The 24,022-nt window shown below is 65.9% G+C and carries 20 protein-coding genes; 14 read left to right on the top strand and 6 right to left on the bottom strand.

The genetic code is table 11. The annotated features are described in order from the left end of the window. Nucleotides 1–200: 200 nt before the first annotated feature. Entirely contained in the window at nt 201–1,421 is a 1,221-nt protein-coding gene (locus NLR35_RS06380; RefSeq protein ID WP_257165692.1) for a GNAT family N-acetyltransferase, read from the top strand. Here the strand turns inward: NLR35_RS06380 and NLR35_RS06375 are convergent. Further along, nucleotides 1,418–3,730, bottom strand: coding sequence for an exopolysaccharide transport family protein (locus NLR35_RS06375; RefSeq protein ID WP_257165691.1), 2,313 nt, complete (start codon nt 3,728–3,730; stop codon nt 1,418–1,420). The genes NLR35_RS06380 and NLR35_RS06375 overlap by 4 nt on opposite strands. A gap of 351 nt (nt 3,731–4,081) precedes the next feature. Here NLR35_RS06375 and NLR35_RS06370 point away from each other — a divergent pair, with 351 nt between their 5' ends. The 3 genes from NLR35_RS06370 to NLR35_RS06360 all read left to right on the top strand — a co-directional run bounded on the left by NLR35_RS06370 (nt 4,082) and on the right by NLR35_RS06360 (nt 8,257). Beyond that, nucleotides 4,082–5,215: a glycosyltransferase family 4 protein gene (locus tag NLR35_RS06370; protein WP_257165690.1), complete on the top strand. Its 1,134-nt coding sequence runs from the start codon at nt 4,082–4,084 to the stop codon at nt 5,213–5,215. Between the two features lie 153 nt (nt 5,216–5,368). Beyond that, nucleotides 5,369–6,898, top strand: a complete 1,530-nt coding sequence (locus NLR35_RS06365) for an undecaprenyl-phosphate glucose phosphotransferase (RefSeq protein WP_257165689.1) — start codon at nt 5,369–5,371, stop codon at nt 6,896–6,898. A gap of 87 nt (nt 6,899–6,985) precedes the next feature. Beyond that, the gene (locus tag NLR35_RS06360) at nt 6,986–8,257 is read left to right on the top strand and encodes an O-antigen ligase (RefSeq protein ID WP_257165688.1); all 1,272 of its coding nucleotides are present in this window, start codon (nt 6,986–6,988) and stop codon (nt 8,255–8,257) included. On the opposite strand, the gene NLR35_RS06355 is transcribed toward NLR35_RS06360, so the two are convergent. Both NLR35_RS06355 and NLR35_RS06350 read right to left on the bottom strand, forming a co-directional pair. Then, entirely contained in the window at nt 8,254–9,432 is a 1,179-nt protein-coding gene (locus NLR35_RS06355; RefSeq protein WP_257165687.1) for a trans-acting enoyl reductase family protein, read from the bottom strand. The two genes, NLR35_RS06360 and NLR35_RS06355, sit on opposite strands and share 4 nt — an antisense overlap. A 55-nt stretch (nt 9,433–9,487) precedes the next feature. Beyond that, nucleotides 9,488–10,273, bottom strand: coding sequence for a DUF169 domain-containing protein (locus NLR35_RS06350; RefSeq protein WP_257165686.1), 786 nt, complete (start codon nt 10,271–10,273; stop codon nt 9,488–9,490). A gap of 202 nt (nt 10,274–10,475) precedes the next feature. Here NLR35_RS06350 and NLR35_RS06345 point away from each other — a divergent pair, with 202 nt between their 5' ends. Further along, on the top strand, nt 10,476–12,320 hold the full coding sequence (locus NLR35_RS06345; protein ID WP_257165685.1) for a tetratricopeptide repeat protein: 1,845 nt from the start codon (nt 10,476–10,478) through the stop codon (nt 12,318–12,320). On the opposite strand, the gene NLR35_RS06340 is transcribed toward NLR35_RS06345, so the two are convergent. Further along, nucleotides 12,317–13,105 carry a YdcF family protein gene (locus NLR35_RS06340; protein WP_257165684.1) on the bottom strand — a complete coding sequence of 263 codons (789 nt, stop codon included), beginning with the start codon at nt 13,103–13,105 and terminating at the stop codon, nt 12,317–12,319. The two genes, NLR35_RS06345 and NLR35_RS06340, sit on opposite strands and share 4 nt — an antisense overlap. A 130-nt stretch (nt 13,106–13,235) precedes the next feature. Between NLR35_RS06340 and NLR35_RS06335 the strand changes: the two genes are divergently transcribed. From NLR35_RS06335 to NLR35_RS06325, 3 genes are all read left to right on the top strand, one after another. After that, nucleotides 13,236–14,177, top strand: a complete 942-nt coding sequence (locus NLR35_RS06335; protein ID WP_257165683.1) for an acetamidase/formamidase family protein — start codon at nt 13,236–13,238, stop codon at nt 14,175–14,177. Nucleotides 14,178–15,245: 1,068 nt separating this feature from the next. Beyond that, nucleotides 15,246–15,443, top strand: coding sequence for a hypothetical protein (locus NLR35_RS06330; protein WP_006614936.1), 198 nt, complete (start codon nt 15,246–15,248; stop codon nt 15,441–15,443). 83 nt (nt 15,444–15,526) lie between these two features. Beyond that, the gene (locus NLR35_RS06325; RefSeq protein WP_257165682.1) at nt 15,527–16,003 is read left to right on the top strand and encodes a GcrA family cell cycle regulator; all 477 of its coding nucleotides are present in this window, start codon (nt 15,527–15,529) and stop codon (nt 16,001–16,003) included. 58 nt (nt 16,004–16,061) lie between these two features. Here the strand turns inward: NLR35_RS06325 and NLR35_RS06320 are convergent, their stop codons facing one another. Together NLR35_RS06320 and NLR35_RS06315 are read right to left on the bottom strand one after the other, a co-directional pair. Beyond that, nucleotides 16,062–16,484 carry an endonuclease domain-containing protein gene (locus tag NLR35_RS06320; protein ID WP_257165681.1) on the bottom strand — a complete coding sequence of 141 codons (423 nt, stop codon included), beginning with the start codon at nt 16,482–16,484 and terminating at the stop codon, nt 16,062–16,064. Between the two features lie 124 nt (nt 16,485–16,608). Continuing rightward, nucleotides 16,609–17,577: an SDR family oxidoreductase gene (locus NLR35_RS06315; RefSeq protein ID WP_257165680.1), complete on the bottom strand. Its 969-nt coding sequence runs from the start codon at nt 17,575–17,577 to the stop codon at nt 16,609–16,611. A gap of 220 nt (nt 17,578–17,797) precedes the next feature. On the opposite strand from NLR35_RS06315, the gene NLR35_RS06310 reads away from it, so the two are divergent. The 6 genes from NLR35_RS06310 (at nt 17,798) to NLR35_RS06285 (ending at nt 23,859) form a co-directional block, all read left to right on the top strand. Then, entirely contained in the window at nt 17,798–17,953 is a 156-nt protein-coding gene (locus tag NLR35_RS06310; protein WP_257165679.1) for a hypothetical protein, read from the top strand. 533 nt (nt 17,954–18,486) lie between these two features. Next, nucleotides 18,487–19,596: a BMP family ABC transporter substrate-binding protein gene (locus NLR35_RS06305; RefSeq protein ID WP_257165678.1), complete on the top strand. Its 1,110-nt coding sequence runs from the start codon at nt 18,487–18,489 to the stop codon at nt 19,594–19,596. Next, a complete protein-coding gene (locus NLR35_RS06300; RefSeq protein ID WP_257165677.1) occupies nt 19,593–20,702 on the top strand; it encodes an ABC transporter permease in 1,110 nt (369 codons plus the stop codon). Before NLR35_RS06305 ends, NLR35_RS06300 begins: the two co-directional genes overlap by 4 nt. Before the next feature lie 3 nt (nt 20,703–20,705). After that, nucleotides 20,706–21,632 (top strand): ABC transporter permease, encoded by a 927-nt coding sequence (locus NLR35_RS06295; protein ID WP_257165676.1) that lies wholly within the window; start codon nt 20,706–20,708, stop codon nt 21,630–21,632. 17 nt (nt 21,633–21,649) lie between these two features. Continuing rightward, the gene (locus tag NLR35_RS06290; protein ID WP_257165675.1) at nt 21,650–22,333 is read left to right on the top strand and encodes a cysteine hydrolase family protein; all 684 of its coding nucleotides are present in this window, start codon (nt 21,650–21,652) and stop codon (nt 22,331–22,333) included. Nucleotides 22,334–22,383: 50 nt separating this feature from the next. Beyond that, nucleotides 22,384–23,859 (top strand): ABC transporter ATP-binding protein, encoded by a 1,476-nt coding sequence (locus NLR35_RS06285; RefSeq protein ID WP_257165786.1) that lies wholly within the window; start codon nt 22,384–22,386, stop codon nt 23,857–23,859. The last annotated feature ends 163 nt before the right edge of the window (nt 23,860–24,022 follow it).

Raw genomic sequence — 24,022 nt, 5'->3', positions numbered from 1 at the left:
TTTAAGAACATTTCCTCTTAAGATCGGGTGGCAGATGCCGGTTTGAACAGGTCTTTTCGTCAGCCTTTCCCGATTTGGGACGAGATCATTGCCATTACCTTTTGTTGAGACTTCTTTGCGAGGGTCCCTCGACGCCAAGCAACAAAATTCCAAGACATCCTCCACTCCAAGACATCCTCCACGACAACGCGAGCAGCGCGATGACCATGGCCGCCGTGATCGAGAGCCGGACGGCGCAGGCGCCCGTGCAAAAGCTGATGTCGGAAATCGCTGACGTCGACATCATCTCCGACCTCGCCGCCGCAGATCCGGTCTGGCGCGCGCTCGAATCTCCCGAGCATGTCTCGACGCCCTATCAGCGCATCGATCTGCTCGGCGCCTGGCAACGCGCCGTCGGCGCGAGCGAGCATGCGTTGCCGTTCATCGTCGTCGGGCGCGATGCCGAGCAGCGTCCCCTGATGCTGCTGCCGCTGGCGCTGCGCAACGCCTTCGGCGTCCGCGTCGCCTCCTTCATGGGCGGCAAGCACACGACCTTCAACATGCCGCTGATGGACCGCGACTTCGCCGCGCGCGCGGACGCCGGCGATCTCGACGTTGTGCTCGCGGGTTTGCGCGATCACGGCGGTGTCGACGTGCTTGCGCTGTCGCAGCAGCCGATGCGCTGGCGCGACCTCGCCAATCCCCTGGCGCAGTGGCCGCACCAGCCATCGGTGAACGACTGCCCGGTGCTGCTGATGCCGCCGGGCGCCGCACCGACGGCGCTGCTGTCGAACTCGTTTCGCAAGCGGCTGAAGAGCAAGGAGAAGAAGCTGCAGGCGCTGCCCGGCTATCGCTACATGATCGCCGACAGCGACGCCGAGGTCGGCGAGATGCTGGACTGGTTCTTCCGCACCAAGCCGATCCGCATGGCCGAGCAGAAGCTGCCGAACGTGTTCGCCGAGCCGGGCGTCGAAGCCTTCGTGCGGCACGCCTGCATGGCCAGGCTCGGCTGCGGTCGTCGCGCCATCGAGATTCATGCATTGCGTTGCGACGCCGAGATCATCGCGCTGTTCGCCGGCGTCGCGGACGGGGCGCGCTTCTCGATGATGTTCAACACCTACACGCTGTCGGAGAATGCGCGCTGGAGCCCCGGGCTGATCCTGATGCGCTCCATCATCGATCACTATGCGCAACGGGATTTTCGCGCGCTCGATCTCGGCATCGGCTTGGACGACTACAAGCGGGTGTTCTGCAAGGACGACGAGCCGATCTTCGACAGCTTCATCCCACTCACCGCACGTGGCCGGGTCGCCGCGAGCGCCATGGCTGCGGTCGGGCGGGCGAAGCACGCCGTCAAGCACAGCCCCGCCCTGTTCCGCCTCGCGCAGCGTCTCCGCGGCGCGCTGCAGCCGCGGACGGGCGCCGCGAAGGACGAGGATTAGGCGGCGACGCCGCGCGGGCCCGGCTGGTTGTGGTTGGCACTGCCGACCGGCGCCTTCAGCATGGCGACGGCGCCGAAGCCGACCTCGCGCAGCTGCTCGCTCATCTGGCCGCGCGCTTCGGCAGGCATGGCGGGATCGGGCACGACGATGGCGCGCGCTGCCGTCGTCAGCAACTCGGCCGGCAGGTCGGAGGCGTTGCCGGCGTCGAGCAGCACGTGGTCATAGACCCGCAGCAGCGCGTCGATCGCAAGCGCGAGCCGCGGCGACTGCAGCTGGTTGCGATCGGCACCGGGACGGCCGGCATTGACGAGATGCAGCCGCGAGGCCTGGTCCTTGGTGATGATGGACGCGAACGTCGCCTCGCCCAGCATGAGCTCGATCAGCCCGGGCGCGGCCGGATCGACCGAGAGGCTGGCGAGCAGTTGCGGACGCCCGGCGAGATCGACGAGCACCACCCGGGCGTCGCGGGCCATGCTGCGGGCGATCGACAAGGCAGTCGCAGTGACCGCCTCGCTGCCCGCCGTACCGAGCACGGTGATCTTGCGGGCGCCCTCTCCCGCGGCGAGCAGGCTGGCAGCGAGCTGGTCCAGCTCGCCCAACGGCGGCGGCGCTGGCTTGGCCGGCTCTGCGGCTGGGGCAGCCGGCGGCGAAGCGCCGGCAGGTGGCAGAGCGACGGGCCCCGGTGTCGGGGGAACGATCTGGGCGGCGACAGGAGAGACCATTGCAACGGGTTCGGGGACAGCCGGGGCGGCCGCGGCCGCCGGCGTCGGCGCAGCCATCACCGGCTCGATCCGCGCTGCTGGCGCAGCTTCGGCGACGCCCGGCGCGACCGAGGCCGCGCGCGGCGCGGTGAGGCGCAGCAGCTCTCCGGTGATGACGACGCCCGAGGTGAGCATCAGCGTGGCCAGCGTCGCGATCAACACGATCGGCAGCTTCTTCGGATAGGCCGGCGTGTTCGACACCACGGCCCGCGAAATGATCCGCCCTTCCGCCGGCGGCGTGTCGAGCGACTCGCGGGTATTGGCTTCGCGATATTTGGCAAGATACGACTCGAGCAGGTCGCGCTGCGCCTTCGCCTCACGCTCCAGCGCCCGCAGCTTGACGTCCTCGCCATTGGTGGAAGAGGCCTGCTTCTTGGCCTGCTCCAGATTCTGGGTCAGCATCTGCACCCGCCCCTCGGCGATGCGCGCGTCGCTGTCGAGCGAGCGCGAGATCTTGCCGGCCTCGTCGCGGATCTGCCGGTCGAGGTCGGCCAGCTGGGCCTTCAGCTCCTTGATGCGGGGATGGTTGTCGAGCAGCGTCGACGACTGCTCGGCCAGCTGCGCGCGCAGATTCACGCGCTGCTCGGACAGTCGCCGCATCAGCTCGGAGTTGAGGACCTCGGAGGCTTCGATCGGCTGGCCGCTCTGCAGCATCTCGCGGATCAGTCGCGCCTTGGTCTCGGCGTCCGACTTCAATGCCCGTGCATTGTTGAGCTGGGTGCTGGTCTCGCCCATCTGCTGGTTGGAGAGCGAGGTGTTGTTGGTGCCCATGAACGAATTCGACTTGGCACGGAACTCCTCGACCCGGGACTCAGCCTCTTCGACCTTCTTGCGCAGGCTCTGAATCTCCCCGGCCAGCCACTGGCTTGCCGACCTCGCCTGAGCCTGGCGCGCATTCTGCTGAACGACGAGGTAGCCGTCGGCAATGGAGTTGGCGACCTGGGCAGCGAGATCCGGGTCCTGCGACTGGAATTCGACGACGAGAACGCGCGACTTGTCTACGGCGTAAACGGTCAGCCGCTCATAATAGGCGTCCATGACACGCTCGTCCGGCGTCATGGCCAAGGGATCCCTGACCAGCCCGAGCATCGCGGCAATCGACTTCAGCGGCGAGATGCCGCGCAAGACGGAATCGAACTCCGGCAGCTCGTTGAGCTTGTTCTTCCTGATGATGTCGCGAGCCAAGTCGCGCGACAGCACCAGTTGCACCTGGCTCGTCACGGCCTCGGCGTCGAGCGCCTGGCGTTCTTCGACACGCTCGCTGTTCGGACGCAGAAACACGTTCTCGCGGCCGTCGATCAGGATGCGCGCTTCGGACTTGTAGCGCGGCGTGATCATGTTGACCGCCGTGACCGCAAGGCCCAATGCAAGCAGCGTCGGCAGCAGAATGAAACCGCGTTTTCGCGCCAAAGCGCGACCGATCAGCCGGATGTCGAGATCGCCGGACGCGACGGGCTCGGCCGAAGACGACGAGCTTCTAACAGGCGGAATGGAAGCCTCATCAGCCCCCTTCTTCTTCCTGCCGGCACGCCAGAACGCCAACTGCATCATCCACTCCCGCGGGATCTACGCCACGCCGCCACCATACGTGGTACAATTACACTCCATTAAGGTTGCTGACGGGTTAACCGAAAAACCATCCAGCGATCCTTGCAGCAAACATGGGAGATCCTGACTTTGGAGTTGAGCTCGGCTTGCGCCAGATCGTCACAATTTCGCACCGAGCGAAGGATCGAAGTGCGGCGGGTGAGACTTTGTTAATCATCAATCATCTATCGAGTGGAGGTTATAACAGGAATGAGACGAGAGGCGCCCGTGCTTCCTCTATCCGCCAGTCGTCAGATCAGCTCCCGCAGCGGCGCCTGGCAGGTCACAGCCGACGGCGCTGACGAGCGCGACATGGTCCCATCTCCTGACAAGCCGTTGAAGATCCTTCATGCCGTCCGGGCTCCGGTCGGCGGCATCTTCCGTCACATTCTCGACCTTGCGAACGGTCAGGTCGATCGTGGGCACGATGTCGGCATCGTCGCGGACAGCCTGACCGGCGGGGAGCGCGCGGATGCCGCGCTGGCGCAGATCGCGCCGCGCCTGAGGCTCGGCGTTCATCGCATCGCCATTCATCGCGAGCCCTGGCCAACGGACGTCGTGGCCCTGAGCCGGTTTTCTCGGCTGGCGCGCAACATCGATCCGGACGTGCTGCACGGTCATGGCGCCAAAGCCGGCGCGTTCGTCCGCCTGCTTCCGCATCGGCCCGGCACAATCCGCATCTATACGCCTCACGGCGGCTCCCTGCACTATCCGCGCAACACGCTGAAGGGCGCACTCTACGGACGGCTCGAACGGGCGCTGATGAACCGCACCGACCTTTTCCTGTTCGAGAGCGTGTTCGCCCGCGACACCTATGAGCGCATGATCGGCCACCCCCAGGGCCTCGTTCACTGCGTCTTCAACGGCGTCACCGCCGGCGAATTCGATCCCGTCACGGCGGCCGCGGATCAGACCGATCTCGCTTATGTCGGCGAGTTCCGACACATCAAGGGCGCCGATCTTCTGATCGATGCCGTGGCCCAACTGCGCGGTCGCGGCCGGGCGCTGACGCTCACGCTGGGCGGCGATGGCGAAGAGCTGCCCCGGCTGAAAGCCCAGGTCGAGCGTCTGGGTTTGACGGCTGCGGTGCGCTTCATCGGACATGTGAAAGCCCGTGACGGATTTTCCAAGGGCCGCCTGCTCGTCGTGCCCTCACGCGGCGACTCCATGCCCTATGTGGTGATCGAAGCCGGCGCTGCCGGCGTTCCGATGATCGCGGCGAGGATTGGTGGCATCCCGGAGATATTCGGGCCGCACAGCGAGGCGCTGTTCATGCCGGGCAACGCCGTCGCCATGGCGGATGCCATCGCAGCCACGCTCGACGATCCCGCCACTGCGCAGCTGCGCGCCAAGGCGCTGCGCGAACGGGTCTTCCAGCATTTTTCGCAGAAGGCGATGGTCGAGGGCGTGCTCGACAGCTACCGCGAAGCATTTACCAAGACCTGACGTCATTTACCATCGCTAACCGTTTCTTCCGATTTACCAATTAATCCCGCCGGTGGGGAATTCCCCCCGGCGCTTTCAGCGCTTACATGACCAAAAATACTAACAAACATAATCCGGGCTTGTACGACTGTGGAACCGATCAACGCTCGCTCGATGTTGGATGCTGCCGCCGCCACGGCCGCATCGACTGCCGCGGCCGGACAGCCGGCCATTGAACGGCGCCGCCGCCTGTCGCCGGCCGCCCTCGCTGTGGCCAATCAGAAGGTTCACCGCGCCTACTCTCCAATCGTTCTCGCCGGAGTCGTGCGCATCACGGACTTCATGCTGCTGAGCATCGTCGGCAGCCTCGTTTACTTCGGCTACGTCGTTCCGCTCAGCGGCTTCCATTGGGAGTATCTCGTTGCCATTCTTGGCCTGGCCGTGAGCGCGGTGGTCTGCTTCCAAGCCGCCGACATCTACCAAATCCAGGTCTTCCGCGCCCAGGTGCGGCAGATGACCCGGATGATCTCCTCCTACTGCTTCGTGTTCCTGCTGTTCATCGGCCTGTCCTTCTTCGCCAAGATCGGCAGCGAAGTCTCCCGGCTGTGGCTGGCGGCGTTCTTCTTCATCGGGCTGGGCGCGCTGGTCGCGAGCCGCGTCGTGCTGCGCAACATGATCCGTAGTTGGGCCCGGCAAGGTCGGCTCGATCGGCGCACCATCATCGTCGGCGCCGACCAAAGCGGCGAAGACCTGGTGCGCGCGCTGAAGGCGCAGGATGATTCCGAGATCGAAATTCTTGGCGTGTTCGATGACCGCAACGACTCCCGTGCGCTCGATACCTGCGCCGGCGCGCCCAAGCTCGGCAAGGTCGACGACATCGTCGAGTTCGCCCGCCGCACCCGCGTCGATCTCGTGCTGTTCGCGTTGCCGATCTCGGCGGAGACGCGCATCCTCGACATGCTGAAGAAGCTGTGGGTGCTGCCGGTCGACATCCGCCTCTCGGCCCATACCAACAAGCTCCGCTTCCGCCCCCGCTCCTATTCCTATCTCGGGGCCGTTCCGACGCTCGATGTCTTCGAGGCGCCGATCACGGATTGGGACCTCGTGATGAAACTGCTGTTCGACCGGCTGGTCGGCGGCCTCATCCTGCTGTTCGCGCTGCCGGTGATGGCGCTGGTTACGCTCGCGATCAAGCTCGACAGCCCGGGACCGGTGCTGTTCCGGCAGAAGCGGTTCGGCTTCAACAACGAGCGCATCGACGTCTTCAAGTTCCGCTCGTTGTACCATCATCAGGCCGATCCGACGGCGTCCAAGGTCGTCACCAAGAACGATCCGCGCGTGACCCGCGTCGGCCGCTTCATCCGCAAGACCAGCCTCGACGAGCTGCCTCAGCTGTTCAACGTGGTGTTCAAGGGCAACCTCTCCCTCGTCGGCCCCCGGCCGCATGCGGTGCAGGGCAAGCTGCAGAACCGGATGTTCGACGAGGCCGTCGACGGCTACTTCGCCCGCCACCGCGTCAAGCCGGGGATCACCGGCTGGGCGCAGATCAATGGCTGGCGCGGCGAGATCGACAACCAGGAGAAGATCCAGAAGCGCGTCGAGTTCGACCTCTATTACATCGAGAACTGGTCCGTGCTGTTCGATCTCTACATCCTGTTGAAGACGCCGCTGGCGCTGATGACCAAGAACGAGAACGCTTACTGATTTCCGGGATCCGGAGCGGACGCATATCCGCTTCGTGTGTTTGTACGGCCGGTCCCGCCTGATGTTGCGTATGAGTGTGAGTTGGTGATGGCGTACACGGCGGCTGCCGGAGAGTTCGCGTCGAGGCCGATCGCCCCTCCAGGCGTGACGGCCCTTCAGCGCGCGCTGGTCTGGATGATCGGTGCGTCCGGCGCCATCGTCTTCATCGAACCCAGCCCGTACGAGCTCGCCACGCTCGCATCCGCCGCGGTTTTCATCGCGACGGGGATCAGGCTGCGCGCCGTCTTTCTGCCCCTCCTTCTGCTCCTCTTCCTGGTCAATCTCGGCTACACGATCAGCGCCGTTCCGCTGCTGGGCGATTCCAAGATCGCGAGCTGGATCGCGACCTCCTGGTACATGGCGGTCACCGCCATGCTGCTGGCCATGGTGACCGCGGAAGACACCGCTGCGCGGCTCGACATGCTCCGGCGCGGCCTCGTCATGGGCGGCGCGATTGCCGGCCTCGCGGGCGTCGCCGGATATTTTCATCTCGTACCCGGCGGCTATGATCTCCTCACGCTGTATGGCCGCGCGCGCGGCACGTTCAAGGACCCGAACGTGCTCGGCGCATTCCTGATCCTGCCGGCGCTGCTCGCGCTGCAGAACGTCGTCACCGCCCGCCTCGCCGCAACCCTGCGCGCGAGCTTCGCGCTCAGCATCATGGCGCTCGCCATCCTGCTCGCCTTCTCCCGCGCGGCCTGGGGCGGCCTCGTGCTCACCGCCGCCTTCATGCTGGTGCTGATGGTGCTGACCAGCCAGACGCGGAGCGAACGCTCCCGCATCATCGTCATGACGCTCGCGGCCGCCGTGGCGGGCATCCTCCTGATCGGCGTCCTGCTCTCGATCGACTCCATCGCCGACATGTTCAAGCAGCGGGCGAGCTTCGACCAGAGCTACGACGAGGGCCGTTTCGGCCGGTTCGGCCGCCACATCCTCGGCGCGGACATGGCGCTCGATCTGCCGTTCGGGATCGGACCGCTGCAGTTCCACAACTACTTCCCCGAGGACACCCACAACTCCTATCTGAACGCCTTCATGTCGGGCGGCTGGCTGTCCGGCATCTGCTATCCCGCGCTCGTCTTCACGACCGTCCTTCTCGGCTTCCGCTATCTGTTCGTGCGCGTGCCGTGGCAGCGCACATACATCGCAGTCTTTTCCGCCTTCCTCGGCACCGTCGGCGAAAGCTTCATCATCGACACCGACCACTGGCGGCACTTCTTCCTGATGCTTGGCACGATGTGGGGCATGATCGCCGCCACCCGCGCGCATCAGGCCGAGACGAGCCGATCATTGTCGACCGGCCCGCACGCCACATCTTAATCCTCCACCGTGAACGTCAGCCCGGCATTGTCGACCAGCCGCTTGATCAGGCTGTCCTGGAGCGCCGCGCCTGGGGTCCAGAAGCCGCCCTTCACGCTGGCACCGTCGCGCAGCAGGCCGACGGCGCATTCGGAGATCATCTTCGAGGTCGAGCCGTAGCCGGGATCGCGGTCGCCCTTGACGGTGGCGCGGACCTGGCGGCCGTCGGGGCCGATCGCGACAAAGAGCAGGTTGTAGTAGCCGTTGTCGCGCTCCTCCTTGGAGGGGCCCTCGCCCGGCTTCGGCGCGTTCGGACCGGTCTTCTCGGCGTTCGCCGCCATCACCTTCTTGGCGTTGGCCTCGCCCTTCTCGCCCTGTCCGGTCAGCACCATCTCGTCGTAGACGAAGTCCTGGCCGTACGGGAAACCCATCAGCATGTTGGAGCGGTGGACGTTGCGGGTGTTGATCAGCGCCATCATGAACGGCGCCGTCCAGGACTGCAGGTCCTCCTCATAGAGAGGCTTGTTGCCGGCCGGCTGCTTCGGGCCCTTGAAGCCCGGCGTCAGCGCGAAGAAATCCTTCAGGATCGACACGAGGCTGAGATCCTTGGCGACCGCATCGAACGTTGCCTTGGCGCTCGCGGCCGTGCCGCCCGACAGCGTGCCGCTCATGCCGCGGACGCGGCCCTTGACGCGGGCGGCAGGCGCGCCGAGCGCCTTCTTGGCCTGCTGCTGCACGAAGTAGACGCCGAGCTCGAACGGGACGGAATCGAAGCCGCAGGAGAATACGATGCGCGCCCCGCTCTTTTCGGCGGCAGCCTGATGCCTGTCGATCATCTGCCGCATCCACACCGGCTCGCCGCAGAGATCGACATAGTCGGTACCGGTTTCGGCGCAGAGGGCGACGAGCTCGTTGCCGTAGAGCTGATACGGACCGACGGTCGTGAGTACCAGCCTGGTCTGCGCCACCATCGCCTTCAGCGACTCCGGATCGGACGCATCGGCTGCGATCAGCGGTGTATCGGCCGGCGCGCCGATCTCGTCGCGAACGGCGGCGAGCTTGTCCAGGCTGCGGCCGGCCATCGCCCAGCGCAGCGAGGTGTCGCCGCGATACTGCGTGGCGAGATATTCGGCGACGAGCTTCCCCGTGAAGCCGGTTGCGCCGTAGACGACGAGGTCGAATTTGGATGACGTCATTCTCGTTTCCTGGAAGTCGATGCGGATCAGTTCAGCCGTGACGGCGGATTTGGTTTCATTTCTTCCCATACGACACGCCCATCCCGGCGCGGACGTCGTTCTGGATGCCGTAGGGCGCGATGGGATAGCGCAGGCCGTTCTTGGCGAGCTGCTTCATGCCGGCGATCGCCTTGGCGAGATCGGACGGCTTCAACGCCATCAGCATCTCCTCGTCCGGAACGCCGCCATAGCGGCGCTCGGCAAAGCATGGCAGCGACAAACTCGGCTCGCCGGTCTTCAGCGCACGGCCCCAGGAATCGGCGCAGGCGGTCTCGCCGACAACGCCCCATTCGAACTTCTTGTAGCCGACATATTGGAGGCCGTTGATCAGGATGATCATCTGTCCCGGCGTCGCATAGACGAGGCAGATGTCCGGCGGATCGAGCCGGCCGCTCGCCAGCGGGCTGACAACCATCGCCTGATAGCGGCCGACCGGCACGACGTCGAGCGCCTCCTGGCGCTTGCGGGCATCCTCGGCGGTGCCGTGCCAGACGCCGACATAGCCCTCGCCCTTCAACCAGGTCTCGTCCTGCGGGCCGAGCCCGATCACGGCGCGGCACTGCGCGCCGACGAGATCGTCGCCGGTGATGCCGACGGTCCAGCCGAGCCGCGCGGCCATGCTGACGATCTGGTCGGTGGTGTGCACGGCCGTGGGACGGCGGATCTTCTCGACCGCCTCCATGTCCGCGACGCGGGCGAACATCTTGATGCCGATCACCGTCGTCTTCAGCCGCAACAGGGCGTTGAGATCGGCGACCATCGCCGCCAGATCGAGCCGTTCGGAGGCGTTCGGCTGTTGCATATGGCGCTCCCTCCCTGCCGCGCGGTCTGAGCCCGCGGTGCGTGTCATTGCAAAGGCCTGGTTCGACTTCGGGGCGCTTGTTAGACGCTCGCGACGCGGGAGGCCAGCCCCTCCGCCGCCCATGCTCACCCGCCCTACCATGATCCTTCTCGATATCACGGGAATCACTTATGAATTTTCGATCCCGAGACAGGATCCAGCGATGAGCCGCAGCGACCGGAACAAAGGCGCCAGGAGCGCAACGCCCGGCCCCGGCAAGGCGCCGCCGCTGTCGCCGGCGGCATTGTACGAGGCCGCCATGCTCCATCTCGGCGGCGGCCGCCCGCTCGACGCGCAGATGTGCTGCGAGCAGGCGTTGGCGGCCGACCCGAACCACGCCGACAGCCTGGCGCTGATGGGCATCATCGCACTGCAGACGGGGCAGCACGACCACGCCGTGGCATGGTTCTCGCGGGCGATCCGGCAAAATCCGAAGATCGACTATCTCACCAGCCTCGGCTTCACGCTGAAACAGATGGGCCGGCTCAACGATGCGCTCGCCGTGTTCGACAAGGCGATCCAGCTCAAGCCCGACGATGCCGAATTGTGGAAGCACATGGGCGCGGTTCTGCTGGCGCAGGATCGCGGCGCGGAAGCACTGCTGAGCTATCAGCATGCGCTGGCCATCAATCCCGTTCACCGGGAGGCCGCGTTCCAGAGCGGCCTGCTGCTGCATGGGCAGCAGCGTTATGAGGAAGCCATTCAGGCTTTCACGGTCTGCCTGACACAGCAGCCTGACGACCTCCAATCGCTGCAGATGCGCGCCCGCTGCGCCCGCGAGATGAAGCGTTACGACGACTATCTGGCCGATTGCCAGCGCGCGCAAGCGCTTGCGCCGACGGATCCGCTCGTCTGCAACAATCTCGGCGATGCCCTCGTCCGCCTGCGCCGCAACGAAGAGGCGCTGGTCTGGTTCGACAAGGCCTTGGCGCTGCGGCCGGGCTTCGTCGACGTGCTGCACAACAAGGGCTTTGCGCTGCTGCAGCTGCCGCGCTTCGAGGCGGCTGCCGCGGTCTACCGCGAGATCCTCGCGATCGACCCCGACAACGCCAAGGCTGAGTGGCAGCTCGCCCATGTCGAGCTGCAATGCGGCGACTACGAAGCCGGCTGGGCACACCGCGAGGCGCGCTGGAGGATGCCGGATTTCTCGCCGGACTATCCGCGCTTCGCTCAGCCTAAATGGCTCGGGAAGGAGGACATCGCCGGCAAGACCATCCTGATCGAGGAGGACGAGGGCTTCGGCGACAACATCCAGTTCGCGCGCTATCTGCCCCTGGTCGCGGCGCGCGGCGCCAAGGTGATCCTGGTGGTGCGCGAGCCGCTGCGGCGGCTGATGGCCGGCATCGACGGCGTCTCGCAGTGCCTCGCCTTCACGCCGGACCTGCAGCGGCCGGCCTTCGATAGGCATTGCCCGATCATGAGCCTGCCGCTCGCTTTCGGCACGACGCTCGCCACCATTCCGCCCGCCAGCTATCTGCCGCCTCCGCCGGCCGATCGCATCGCGGCCTGGGAGCAGCGGCTCGGACCGCACGACCGGCTGCGCGTCGGCCTCGTCTGGTCCGGCAACCCGCACCAGGCCAATGACGGCAACCGCTCGATGCCGCTGTCGACCCTGCTGCCGCTGCTCGATGTCGAGGCGGACTTCATCAGCCTGCAGAAAGAGCTGCGGCTCGCGGACAAGGCGCTGCTCGCGCAGCAGAGCGGCATCCGCGACTTCACTGCCGAACTGACCGACTTCGCCGAGACGGCGGCGCTCATGTCCTGCCTCGACGTGGTCGTGACCGTTTGCACCAGCACTGCGCATCTCGCCGCGACGTTGGGGCGGCCGACCTGGATCATGCTGCCTCACGTCGCCGACTGGCGCTGGCTGCGCGACCGAGAGGATAGCCCGTGGTATCCGAGCGCGCGGCTGTTCCGGCAGGATGCCGGCTGTCGCTTCGAGCCGGTGGTCGCGCGCGTGCGGGGCGAGCTGGCGGCGAAGGCGGCGGCCTTCAAACCGACGCCTTAAGTCGGGCCGGGAAACAGATCGTCGGTGCGGCCGCGCAGGCGGTAGGCCACGAGGCCGACCCATTCGCGCACGGCAATGTCGGCGCGGCGCAGGCCGAGCAGCGAGATGCCGTCGACATCGAGCACACGGCCAACGCGCCAATCCACCGGATAGGGTTCGACCGGGAAGCCCGCCTTCCGGAACAGTCCGACCGAACGCGGCATGTGGTAGGCCGACGTCACCAACAGCCAGCGCTCGCCCGGCTTTGGCGCGATCATCGCCTTCGAGAAGATCGCGTTCTCGTAGGTGTTGCGCGATTGCCGCTCGAGCAGCAGCCGCTCCTTGGGCACGCCCAGGCTCTCCAGGATCTCCGCACCGACATCGGCCTCCTTGGCCTCGGTCGCGATCAGGTTGGCGCTGCCGCCCGTGAACAGGATTCGCGCGTTCGGATAGCGCCGCGCCAGCACCGCGGCCTGGATCACCCGGTCGGCGCCCGCGACCGTCACCGGCATGCCGTACATCACGGAGAGATCGGAATCGACGGGACCGCCAAGCACGATGATGCCGTCCGGCGCGCCCTTGGCCGGGTCCCACTTCGGGAAGCGGCTCTCGAGGGGATGGAGCATCAGGCTGCCGAGCGGCGTCAGTCCGACGATCGCCAGCAGCAGCATCGCCGTGACCACGAGCCTGCGTCCCGCCACGGCAAACCGCGTCAGCATCAGGAGCGCGCCGAGAAGGCCGAGCGCGATCATGAAATTGGTCGGCAGCGCCAGCAGGCCGAGCGTCTTCGACAGCACAAAGAACATTCCAGGCTCCGGCGCGAGGTGAGATGCCACGGCTGCCCTCATACACGACAGCCGCCATGCGTTGCCATCTCTCTGCGAACGCGATGTGATGGGCTATGCTTCCGGCCGAACCGGCACGAATGAGAGGATCATGGCTCATCATCATCTGCACGCCAGCCCCGAGACCTGCCATTGGGGCTTCTTCGAATCCCGGCTGAAGCCGGTGCTGACGGTCGACAGCGGTGACGAGGTCACGATCGATTCGATCAGCGGCGGACCCGACGTGGTGCCGGATACCAGCAAATTCCATGTGCCGCCGGAGCTGTTCGACGTGCACGCCCGCAGCGAGCGCATGGTGCCGGGCCACATCCTGACCGGCCCGGTGGCGGTGCGCGGCGCCGAGGTCGGCGACGTGCTGGAGGTCGACATTCTCGACGTGCAGCTGCGCCAGGACTGGGGCTACAATTTCATCCGCCCGTTGGCTGGCACCCTGCCCGACGATTTTCACGAGAGCCGGCTGATGAACATCCCGCTCGATCGCGAGCGCATGATCGGCAAGATGCCGTGGGGGCTCGAGCTGCCGCTGGCGCCGTTCTTCGGCGTGATGGGCACGGCGCCGCCGCCGGCCTGGGGCCGTATCACCTCGCTGATCCCGCGCGCGATGGGCGGCAATCTCGACAACAAGGAGCTGGGCGCCGGCGCGAAACTTTATCTGCCGGTGTTCGTGCCGGGCGCGCTGTTCTCCTGCGGCGACGGCCACGGCGTGCAGGGCGACGGCGAGGTCTGCGTCACCGCGATCGAGACCGCCCTCCAGGGCCGCTTCCGCCTCACCGTGCGCAAGGATCTCAAATTCGATTATCCGCGCGCCGAAACGCCCACGCATTACATGACGATGGCGATGGACCCGGACCTCGACCAGTGCGTGGTCAAGGCGCTGCGCGACATGATCGTGCTGCTCGGCGAGAAGCGCAATCTGTCGCGCGAGGACGCGTATACGCTGTGCAGCCTCGCGGCGGATCTCAGGGTGACGCAGACCGTCAACGGCTCGAAGGGCATTCACTGCATGATCGCGAAGGCCGTCGTGCACGGGTGAGCTTTGCGTCAGGAGCGCATGCCGGCGCCATGAGCACAGTTGTCGTCCCGGGCTTGACCCGGGACCCATAACCACCGGCCGACGTGGTGACACGAGGTGGCCGGACTTGCGCAAGCCAACTACTCCCTGGGGTTATGGGTCCCGGGTCGGCGCCACACCGCCGCTGACGCGGCGTCGCGGCTTGCCCGGGACGACAGCGGAGAATGAGGCGCGAACGGAGCAAACTCATCGGCACACGCGCATACGTCCGCTGCCCCGCGGCAGAATCTGCCCGAGTCATGCTGCAGCGTCTCACCCTCATCCATCGGAGGGCGCAGGGAAGGCCAGGCGTCGGCTGACGCCTGCGGCCCGCCTGCGAGAAAAAATGCAGGCGGCAGGTACCACAGGTGCAGCCGAGACGACCCGGCCTTCCCTGCGCGACGGTCTTCACGCTTATGGCGCGCTCTCCCCGGTGTCCGGCTTGATAGCCACCGTCGTCGGCGGGGGTCATCCCGCCAACTTGGCGCCAGCTTCGGGGCGCCAGGACCACACGCTTTCACGTCCGCGGCCTCGCCGTTCGTCCGCGCATCCGTTGAGAACACGCTGCGGCTCCATCGCGGCCATCGCATCCCCGCCTCGCGTGTCGTGACGATCGCGCGCTACGCCCCTTCCGAGTGAGGCGGGATGCCGGCAGTAGAGCATGATTTTCGGAAAAGCGAAAGTGTTATTTTCTGAATTGGCGAAGCAGGCTGGCTTTGGGCGACGCGGCTGGATGAGAGGCGCCGTCGAGCAAGTGCGCCGCGGGAACCGAGAGCGGGTTCAGGAGGCCTAAGCGGTCCGCCGACCGAGGTTGCAACCCGCCAGACGTGGCCCCGCGAATCCTCCCGTCGGCCTGTTGCCCGTACCATTCCGGACCGGGACTCGCCGAGCGCGCGGAGAGTCACCGCCGCGCCCCGCCGGATTCGTCACATTTCTTTAAAATTCAATGCCTTAACCACTTATCCCCAAGTGGCTGTACAACCTATTGGATTCCTAATAGAGTCTAAAAAGTTACTTTTCTGTACACCGGTTACGGACTAGCTTTTAGGCATGGCGACGGAAAAAGCCGAAACTGACCGCATCCCCGTAACCCTGGCCCTGGCAACCATTGGCTATCTCGAAAAGCTCGTGAAACAGGGCACCCACGGCACCAGCGTTCCGGGTGTCTGCAGAACGTTGATCGAAGAAGGCATCCGGCTCGCCATCAAGGACGGGCTGCTGTCGATTCGCGACAACGGACGGGCGTAACAGGGACACGTCAAGCGGAGACAGTTTCGGGTGCAGCCGTCGGCCAGGACGATCCAGGACGGATCAAACTTGGAAGCGACACAATGCCCGCCGAACGACAGACACAACCCACCTGGACCGAGGAACGGCTCCAGGCCCTGAAGCAGCACTTTGAGGCCGGGCTGACCTGCCGAGAGATTGCCGCCGAGCTCGGCGTCAGCCGCAATGCCGTGATCGGCAAGATCTCCCGCCTCGCGCTGACGCGCGACAATGGCGGCGACACCAGGCGCATGGTCCGGGACAACGCCCGCGACGGCGCCCGCCGCCCCGTGCCGAAACTGCGCCGCCGCATCCTGCGCGCGGTGCCCAACGATCCGCCGCCGATCATGATCGAAGAGCCGCCGGCCGGCCCTGTCGAGAACGGCTGCTCGCTGTTCGAACTCTCCAAGGAACGCTGCCGCTGGCCAATCTCGACGCCGGGCGCAGATGATTTCTGCTTCTGCGGCTCGAAGCCGATCGAGGGCTTGCCGTACTGCCCGAGCCATACGCGGATGGCGTATCGGGTGGCGTCGTCGAGGTAGTGAAGGAGGCGACGTAGCAAAGATCCTACAGCCCTATCCGCCTCGACGCTTCGCAGCGTTACGCTTTGCTCGGTCGCCGCGTTCTGCGGGGACGGCGCGGCAGTCTCGTCTCCCCTCCCCCTTGCGGGGAGGGGTCGGGGGTGGGGGTCCCCAGGCGCTGAATTTCATGAAGCACACCCTCGATATTTCCCAGCACATCATTGTTCCAAAAGCGAAGAACGCGATAGCCCAGCGCTTCGATCTGTCGCGTGCGGGCAGCGTCTTCTTCTTGCTGCCAATCGTGCTGACCGCCATCGACTTCGATCACTAACTTGCCTTTGCGGCTGACGAAGTCGACGATGAAGGGTCCGATCTGCGCCTGACGACGGAAGTGAGAGCCGGCAAGCTTGAGATCGTGGCGAAGATGCTGCCAGAGGATGCGTTCGGCTTCGGTGGGCTCGGCGCGCATGCGGTGAGCAAATGATCGTCTGCTATCGTCCATGAGATCTAATCTCATCATAAGCAGCGGGACTCGGAGACCCCCACCCCCGACCCCTCCCCGCAAGGGGGAGGGGAGCACACCGTCTCCGCGGCCAGAGCTCGCGTTCCAACTAACAGCAGCCCCCCTACCCCAGCTTCCACCCCGCCTCCTGCGCGAAGCGCTGATAGAACTCCGGCTCATAGGCCTGCTCCGGGGATTGCCGCACGCGCATATCCAGCAGCTTGGCGTCCTCGCCCACCAGGATGCGCCACTGCTCGGCCTTCACGCCGCCGAGGATGATCTTCGCGGCCTGCGCGGCCGTGGTCGGCGCGTCCTCGAGAAAGCTGCGGGCGCGTTCGCGGGCGGCGTTCTGGATGTCCTGATCGCTCATCGCCGAGACATCGATCCCCATGCCCTTCATGCGCTGGCGGGCCTGGGCGATCTCGGTGTCGCTGAGCTCGTCGGAGGCGCCGCCGCTCTGGACCTTGCGCGAGTTAGACACGATCGAGGTGCCGATATGGCCGGGCATCACGACCGAGCATTTGATGTGCGGCGCGTTGAGGCGGAGGTCGTTGATCAGCGCTTCGGTAAAACCCTTCACGGCGAATTTCGCGGCGCTGTAGGCGGTGTGCGAGACGCCCATGCCGACCGAGGCCCAGAAGCCGTTGACGCTCGAGGTGTTGACGATGTGCGCTTCGTCGGCCTTCAGCAGCATCGGCAGGAAGGTGCGGACGCCGAGATAGACGCCGCCCCAGCAGATGTTGAAGGTGCGCTCCCATTGCTCGCGGCTGTTGCTGAACAGGCTGCCGCCGCCGCCGATGCCGGCATTGTTGAACAAGAGATGGATCTTGTCGGTCTCCTGCTGCTCGGCGAGCTCGTCGCGGAAGCGCTGCAGCTGCGCCTCGATCGAGACGTCGGCGACGTGGGTGGTGACGCGCAGGCCCTGCGGCAACCCGTCGGACTCGCAGAGCCGCTTGGTCTCGGCCATCGCCTCGGTCGAGACGTCGCACATCGCGACGTTGCAGCCCTCGGCAACGAGCTGGCGGGCGAGCTCGCGGCCCATGCCCGTGCCGCCTCCGGTGATCACGGCGGTCCTGCCGGCAAAATCCTTCATCGAGGTCTGTCCTTCCCTGCGGCCGGCGCGACTGGCGCCGGCGACTTGCTCGTTCTCTTCGCGGAACGCGTACTGAGCTTAGGGCGTTGGCCGGACAAGACCAGAGCAGATGTCGCGGCTCGGCGTTGCGGCGCACCACCGAAAAGATTCATCCACCGGTTGAACCGCGCGCGATCGTCCCCGACATATTCCATGGGGAGGCAGGCTCGAGGAGGTTCGCATGGCGTACCAACAGGGGCACTGGCAGGACGAGAGCTGGCGCGACACGATGGTCGACCAGGTCGTCGCCGATAACGGCGCCTATGTCACAGGCTGGACGATCTCAGGAATTGCCGTGATCGGCACCATCGTCGCCGTGTGGCTGCTCGGGATCTGACTGGTCCGAGGCGCATCATCCTGACATGACAGGCCGCGCCAAGCGTGGCCGCAGCGTCGTGTGCGCCGCTCTTTCCTCGGTCATTGCGAGCGCAGCGAAGCAATCCAGAGTTCCGCCCAGAGCCCGTGGATTGCTTCGCGGAGCCTGTCATCCGGCCGTGCTTCGCGCGGACCGGGTGGCTCGCAATGACGTGGGGAGAGCCGACCGCCTGGGGGAGAGCTTGGCGCCTCGAAACAAGTTCTCAAAACCTCAGTGCGCGAACATGCCGGGTGACGGTCTGAGGGTCTCGATACGCTGAACTCGTTGCATACAATTGAAGTCGATTGATGAAAAAATAAGCTCAATCTCGCCGACGCGCTTCACTGCCCATAACGCAGTCAGCCGCAAGTCGTAGGTATTTCAGTGGCTTACCTCTTCCGTTGGCACCGCAGGCCCTGGCACAAAGCTTGAAGAGCTCCCTCACGAGGCTCCGCCGTGCCGGCGATGCCTCGATGACAAGCGCGGGCTTCGGGGCTCGCCGAGGGAGCACACCAATGGACTTTGGCAGGATTTCACGACGGCATCTGTTGCAGGGTGGCGCGGCGCTGACGCTCGGCGCAGCCGCGGGCCTGCGGCCGGCCTTCGCTGGCGATACGACGATCGGCTTCATCTATGTCGGCTCGCGGGACGACTACGGTTACAACCAGGCGCATGCGCAAGGTGCCGCGGCGCTGAAGAAGCTGCCCGGGCTGAAGGTCATCGAAGAGGAGAAGGTGCCGGAGACCGACGCGGTCGAGAAGACGATCGAGTCGATGATCAATCTCGACGGCGCCACGCTGCTGTTCCCAACCTCGTTCGGCTACTACAACCCGCACATGATCAAGATGGCGGCGAAGTATCCGAAGCTGCGCTTCGAGCACTGCGGCGGCTTGTGGAGCGAGAAGGATCCGAAGAACGCCGGCTCCTATTTCGGCTATATCGACGAGGCGCAGTACATCGCCGGCATCGTCGCGGGCTACACCTCCAAGAGCGGCAAGCTCGGCTTCGTCGCGGCCAAGCCGATCCCGCAGGTGCTGCGCAACATCAACGCCTTCACGCTCGGCGCGCAACTCGCCAATCCCAAGGCCACCACGCAGGTGATCTTCACCGGCGACTGGTCGATGCCGGTCAAGGAAGCCGAGGCGACGAACAGCCTGATCGACCAGGGCGTGGACGTGCTGACCTGCCATGTCGACGGTCCGAAGACGATGGTCGAGAACGCCGCGCGCCGCGGCGCCTTCGTCACCGGCTATCACGTCAACCAGTCGCCGCTTGCGCCGAAGGCGTATCTCACCGGCGCCGAGTGGAACTGGGAGGCGCTGTATCCGAAGTTCGTCAAGATGCTCGCGGCCGGCGAGAGCATCCCGAACTTCTATCGCGGCGGCCTCAAGGAGGAAGTGGTCAAGATCTCGCCCTACGGCGAGGCCGTGTCGGAGCAGGCGCGCAAGCATGCCGACGAGATCAAGGCCAAATTCCTCGGCGACGGCTACACCATCTTCAAGGGCCCGCTGAAGGACAACAAGGGCAACACCGTGATCACCGCCGGCACCGAGCGCGGCCAGAAGGATCCGGAGCTGGAGAAGATGGACTATCTGGTCGAGGGCGTGATCGGAGCGACGTCGTGACCACGGAGGCGGCCGATCCGGTTGATGCGGCCGCCATCGCGCCGGCCGCTGATGCAGGCTTTCTGCAACGCCATGGCGCGAGCATTGAATACATTTTGATTCCGGGCGCGGCGCTGGTCGCCGCGCTCGTCGTGTTCGGCATCTTCGTCGCGCTGTTCGGCAAGAACCCGCTCGATCTCTATTGGTACATGTATTACGGCGCGTTCGGCACCTGGTTCTCGTGGCAGAACACGCTGAGCCGCGCGGCGCCCTTGATCCTGACGGCGCTGTGCACCGCCCTGCCCGCGCAGTTGGGCATGGTGATCATCGGCGGCGAAGGCGCGCTGCTGATCGGCGCGCTCGCGGCGACGTCGGCCGCACTGGCGCTGCAGGGCATGCCGCCGCTGGTGGTCCAGGTCGCGATGGTGATCGCCGGCATGACCGGCGGCGGATTGTGGATCCTGCTGTCGGGTGGCCTCAGGCAGTATCGCGGCGTCAACGAGACCATCTCAAGCCTGCTGCTCGTCTATATCGCGCTCGCGATCCTCAACCATCTCGTCGAGGGCGTGATGCGCGATCCGGCGAGCCTCAACAAGCCGTCGACGCGCGAGATCGGCGCCGCCAACATGATCGGCAGCATCCCCGGAACCGACGTGCATTGGGGCCTGGTGTTCGGGCTGATCCTGGCGGTCGCATCCTATGTGCTGATCTATCATACGACGTTCGGCTTCGCCGCGCGCGTTGCCGGCGGCAACATCCGCGCGGCCAAGATCGTCGGTCTCTCTGTCGGCAAATTGATCCTCACCGTGTGCTTTCTGGCGGGCGCCTGCGCCGGCCTCGCCGGCATGGTCGAAGTCGCCGCCGTGCAGGGCCGCACCAACGCCAATCTCGCGGTCGGCTACGGCTTCACCGGCATCCTGGTGGCGTTCCTGGCGCGGCAGAATCCGCTGGCGATCATTCCGGTGGCGATCCTGCTCGGCGGCATCAATGCCTCCGGCGGCCTGCTGCAGCGCCGGCTCGGCCTGCCCGATGCCTCGGTGCTGGTGCTGCAGGGCATCATCTTCATCTCGGTGCTGGCGAGCGACGCGCTCTACGGGCGCATCGGCTTGCTCAAGGGAAAGTCGTGAGACATGGCTGACGGCAACATCGGACTCTGGACCGTGCCGCTCGCGGTGCTCGGCGGCGCCATCCGCGTCTCCACACCCTTTCTGTTCGTCAGCTTAGGGGAATGCATCACCGAGCGCTCCGGCCGCATCAATCTCGGCCTCGAGGGCACGCTGGTGATGGGCGCGATGAGCGCCTATGGCATCTCCTATCTCTCGGGCTCGCCGTGGCTGGGCGTGTTGGCGGCCGGGCTCACCGGTGCGCTGCTAGGCGCATTGCACGCCGGCATCTGCTCGCTGCCGCGCGTCAACGACGTCGCGGTCGGAATCTCCCTGATGCTGTTCGGCACCGGGCTCGCCTTCTTCCTCGGCAAGCCGCTGATCGAGCCCACGGCGGCGCGCTTGCCGGCGATCGATTTCGGCTGGTGGAGCGACGTGCCGCAGGTCCGCGCCGCGCTGCGCATCAACGTGCTGTTCCTGATCGGAGTAGCGCTCGCGCCGATCCTGTTCTGGGCGTTCAAGACCACGCGCTGGGGCCTCCTCATCCGCACCGCCGGCGAGAGCGCCGACGCGGCGCGCGCGATGGGCCATTCGGTGCTGGCGATCCGGCTGCGCGCGACCATGGCCGGCGGCTTCCTCGCCGGCATCGGCGGCTCGTTTTTGTCGCTGTTCTATCCCGGCAGCTGGAACGAGGGCCTGTCCTCCGGCCAGGGCATCACCGCCGTCGCGCTCGTCATCTTCGCGCGCTGGGACCCGATGCTGTGCCTGTGGGCCTCGCTCGCCTTCGGCGGCGCCGCCGCGCTCGGCCCGGCGCTGCAATCGGTCGGCGTCACCTCCGGCTATCATCTGTTCAACGCCGCGCCGTACATCCTGACGCTGCTCATCATGATCATCACCTGCTCGCCGAAGCGCACCCTCAGCGGCGCGCCGGCCGAGCTGTCCATTACCCGCTGATCTCCGGGAGATTGCACATGACCCAGCGCACCATCCGGTCCGAGCCCTATGCGTGGCCGTACAACGGCGATCTCCGCCCAGAGAACACGGCGCTGATCGTGATCGACATGCAGACCGATTTCTGCGGCGTCGGCGGCTATGTCGACAAGATGGGTTATGACCTCTCGCTGACCCGCGCCCCGATCGAGCCGATCAAGAAGCTGCTCGCGGTGATGCGCGCGCAGGGCTTCCTGATCATCCACACCCGCGAGGGCCATCGCACCGACCTCTCCGACCTTCCCGCCAACAAGCGCTGGCGCTCGCAGCAGATCGGCGCCGGCATCGGCGATCCCGGCCCGTGCGGCCGCATCCTGGTGCGCGGCGAGCCGGGCTGGGAGATCATCTCCGAGCTGGCGCCGCTGCCCGGCGAGATCGTCATCGACAAGCCCGGCAAGGGCTCGTTCTGCGCCACCGACCTCGAGCTGATCCTGCGCCTCAAGGGCATCCAGAACATCGTGCTCACCGGCATCACCACCGACGTCTGCGTCCACACCACGATGCGCGAGGGCAACGACCGCGGCTTCGAATGCGTGCTGCTGTCGGACTGCTGCGGCGCCACCGACAAGGGCAACCACGACCACGCGCTGAAGATGATCAAGATGCAAGGTGGCGTCTTTGGCGCCGTCGCAACCTCCTCGGCGCTGATCGAGGCGCTGTCGTGATCGGCGAGGATCCGACGCCCGCGGGCGCATTCGGCGTCGAGGCCATCGCGATGACGATGCGCTTCGGCGCGTTCACCGCGCTCGACAATGTCGAGCTGAAGGTGAGGCCCGGCTCGTTTCACGCGCTGCTCGGCGAGAACGGCGCCGGCAAGTCCACGCTGGTCAAATGCATCATGGGCTACTACCGCCCGACCGAGGGCGACGTGCTGATCGCCGAGCGCGAGCGCGCCATCAGCAATCCGAAGGACGCGCACGCATTCGGCCTCGGCATGGTCTATCAGCACTTCACCCTGGTTCCGGCGATGACGGTGGCCGAGAACCTGGTGCTGGCGCGCGACGACGTGCCGGCGGTGGTCAACTGGGCGAAGGAGAAACAGGAGCTGGAGGCGTTCCTGTCGCGCATGCCGTTCCGCGTGCCGCTCGACGCAAAAGTCTCCGACATCTCCGCCGGCGAGCGGCAGAAATGCGAGATCCTCAAGCAGCTCTATCTCAAGCGCCGCTTCCTGATCCTGGACGAGCCGACCTCGGTGCTGACGCCCGCCGAGGCCGACGAGGTGCTGGGCATGCTGCGCAAGATGGTCGAGGCCGGCGAGCTGACCATTCTGATGATCACCCATAAATTCCGCGAGGTGATGGCGTTCGCCGACGAGGTGACCATCCTCCGCCGCGGCAAGCTCGCCGGGCGCGGCAAGGTCAGCGAGCTGACGCCCGACGACATGGCGCGGATGATGATCGGCGCCGAGCAGCTCACGGTGCAGCCGTCCCGCACCGGCGAAGCCGGCAAGATCAGGCTTGAGGTCGAGAAACTGGTCGCGCGCGACGATGCCGGCGGCCTCGCCGTGCAGGATCTGTCGCTGACCGTCCGCGCCGGCGAGATCGTCGGCATCGCCGGCGTCTCCGGCAACGGCCAGCGCCAGCTGGTCGAGGTGCTCGCTGGCCAGCGCGAGGCCGAGAGCGGCGCTGTCCGGGTCTCCGGCGCGCCCTACTCTGCGAGCCGCGAGGAGATGCGCCGGCACAAGATGTCGCTGCTGCCCGAGGAGCCGTTGAAGAACGCCTGCGTCGGCGGCATGAGCGTCGCCGACAACATAGCGCTCCGCGAGTTCGATCGCGCGCCGTTCGCAAGCGGCGGCTGGTGGCTCAACAAATCGGCGTTCCGCAAGGACGCCACCAGCAAGATCAACCGCTACAAGATCAAGACGCGCACGCCGGATACGCCGATCTCGGCGCTGTCAGGCGGCAACGTGCAGCGCGCGGTGCTGGCCCGCGAGCTCGGCCATGACGTCGAGGTGCTGATCGCCGCCAATCCCTGCTTCGGCCTCGACTTCGCGGCCGTCGCCCAAATCCACGCCGAGATCATGGCCGCCCGCAACCGCGGCGCCGCCGTGCTGCTGGTCAGCGAGGATCTCGACGAATTGCTGGAGTTGTCCGACCGGCTGGTCGTGATGTTCCACGGCCAGCTGGTCTACGAGACCCGCGCCGGCGAGGCCGACCTGACGGAGATCGGACGGCACATGGCGGGGCATTGAGGACGGGGTCCGTACCTCGCGAAAATCGATGTACTAATCGTTTCAGGTTGCTAATGACGTAGCTCGATATGAGCTGCCTCGTCATTGCGAGCGCAGTGCATAGGGTGGGCAAAGGCGCCCTGCTCCGCTGCATCGACGCGCGACGCTGCTGCGGCGCCGTGCC

Origin of the sequence: Bradyrhizobium sp. SRS-191 (assembly GCF_024586915.1) — a bacterium.
GTDB lineage: Bacteria > Pseudomonadota > Alphaproteobacteria > Rhizobiales > Xanthobacteraceae > Bradyrhizobium.
The sequence above is the reverse complement of the archived record's forward strand: the minus strand, read 5'-3'. Positions and strand labels throughout refer to the sequence as shown.

What these genes read in the sequence shown, in the direction of transcription:
- NLR35_RS06335 (WP_257165683.1), top strand. Translation starts at nt 13,236, where the DNA reads ATGGCTCATCATCATCTGCACGCCAGCCCCGAGACCTGCCATTGGGGC.
- NLR35_RS06315 (WP_257165680.1), bottom strand. Translation starts at nt 17,577, where the DNA reads ATGAAGGATTTTGCCGGCAGGACCGCCGTGATCACCGGAGGCGGCACG.
- NLR35_RS06320 (WP_257165681.1), bottom strand. Translation starts at nt 16,484, where the DNA reads ATGGACGATAGCAGACGATCATTTGCTCACCGCATGCGCGCCGAGCCC.
- NLR35_RS06350 (WP_257165686.1), bottom strand. Translation starts at nt 10,273, where the DNA reads ATGCAACAGCCGAACGCCTCCGAACGGCTCGATCTGGCGGCGATGGTC.
- NLR35_RS06325 (WP_257165682.1), top strand. Translation starts at nt 15,527, where the DNA reads ATGCCCGCCGAACGACAGACACAACCCACCTGGACCGAGGAACGGCTC.
- NLR35_RS06305 (WP_257165678.1), top strand. Translation starts at nt 18,487, where the DNA reads ATGGACTTTGGCAGGATTTCACGACGGCATCTGTTGCAGGGTGGCGCG.
- NLR35_RS06365 (WP_257165689.1), top strand. Translation starts at nt 5,369, where the DNA reads ATGTTGGATGCTGCCGCCGCCACGGCCGCATCGACTGCCGCGGCCGGA.
- NLR35_RS06370 (WP_257165690.1), top strand. Translation starts at nt 4,082, where the DNA reads ATGGTCCCATCTCCTGACAAGCCGTTGAAGATCCTTCATGCCGTCCGG.
- NLR35_RS06355 (WP_257165687.1), bottom strand. Translation starts at nt 9,432, where the DNA reads ATGACGTCATCCAAATTCGACCTCGTCGTCTACGGCGCAACCGGCTTC.
- NLR35_RS06295 (WP_257165676.1), top strand. Translation starts at nt 20,706, where the DNA reads ATGGCTGACGGCAACATCGGACTCTGGACCGTGCCGCTCGCGGTGCTC.
- NLR35_RS06380 (WP_257165692.1), top strand. Translation starts at nt 201, where the DNA reads ATGACCATGGCCGCCGTGATCGAGAGCCGGACGGCGCAGGCGCCCGTG.
- NLR35_RS06375 (WP_257165691.1), bottom strand. Translation starts at nt 3,730, where the DNA reads ATGCAGTTGGCGTTCTGGCGTGCCGGCAGGAAGAAGAAGGGGGCTGAT.
- NLR35_RS06345 (WP_257165685.1), top strand. Translation starts at nt 10,476, where the DNA reads ATGAGCCGCAGCGACCGGAACAAAGGCGCCAGGAGCGCAACGCCCGGC.
- NLR35_RS06285 (WP_257165786.1), top strand. Translation starts at nt 22,384, where the DNA reads ATGACGATGCGCTTCGGCGCGTTCACCGCGCTCGACAATGTCGAGCTG.
- NLR35_RS06290 (WP_257165675.1), top strand. Translation starts at nt 21,650, where the DNA reads ATGACCCAGCGCACCATCCGGTCCGAGCCCTATGCGTGGCCGTACAAC.
- NLR35_RS06330 (WP_006614936.1), top strand. Translation starts at nt 15,246, where the DNA reads ATGGCGACGGAAAAAGCCGAAACTGACCGCATCCCCGTAACCCTGGCC.
- NLR35_RS06340 (WP_257165684.1), bottom strand. Translation starts at nt 13,105, where the DNA reads ATGTTCTTTGTGCTGTCGAAGACGCTCGGCCTGCTGGCGCTGCCGACC.
- NLR35_RS06360 (WP_257165688.1), top strand. Translation starts at nt 6,986, where the DNA reads ATGGCGTACACGGCGGCTGCCGGAGAGTTCGCGTCGAGGCCGATCGCC.
- NLR35_RS06310 (WP_257165679.1), top strand. Translation starts at nt 17,798, where the DNA reads ATGGCGTACCAACAGGGGCACTGGCAGGACGAGAGCTGGCGCGACACG.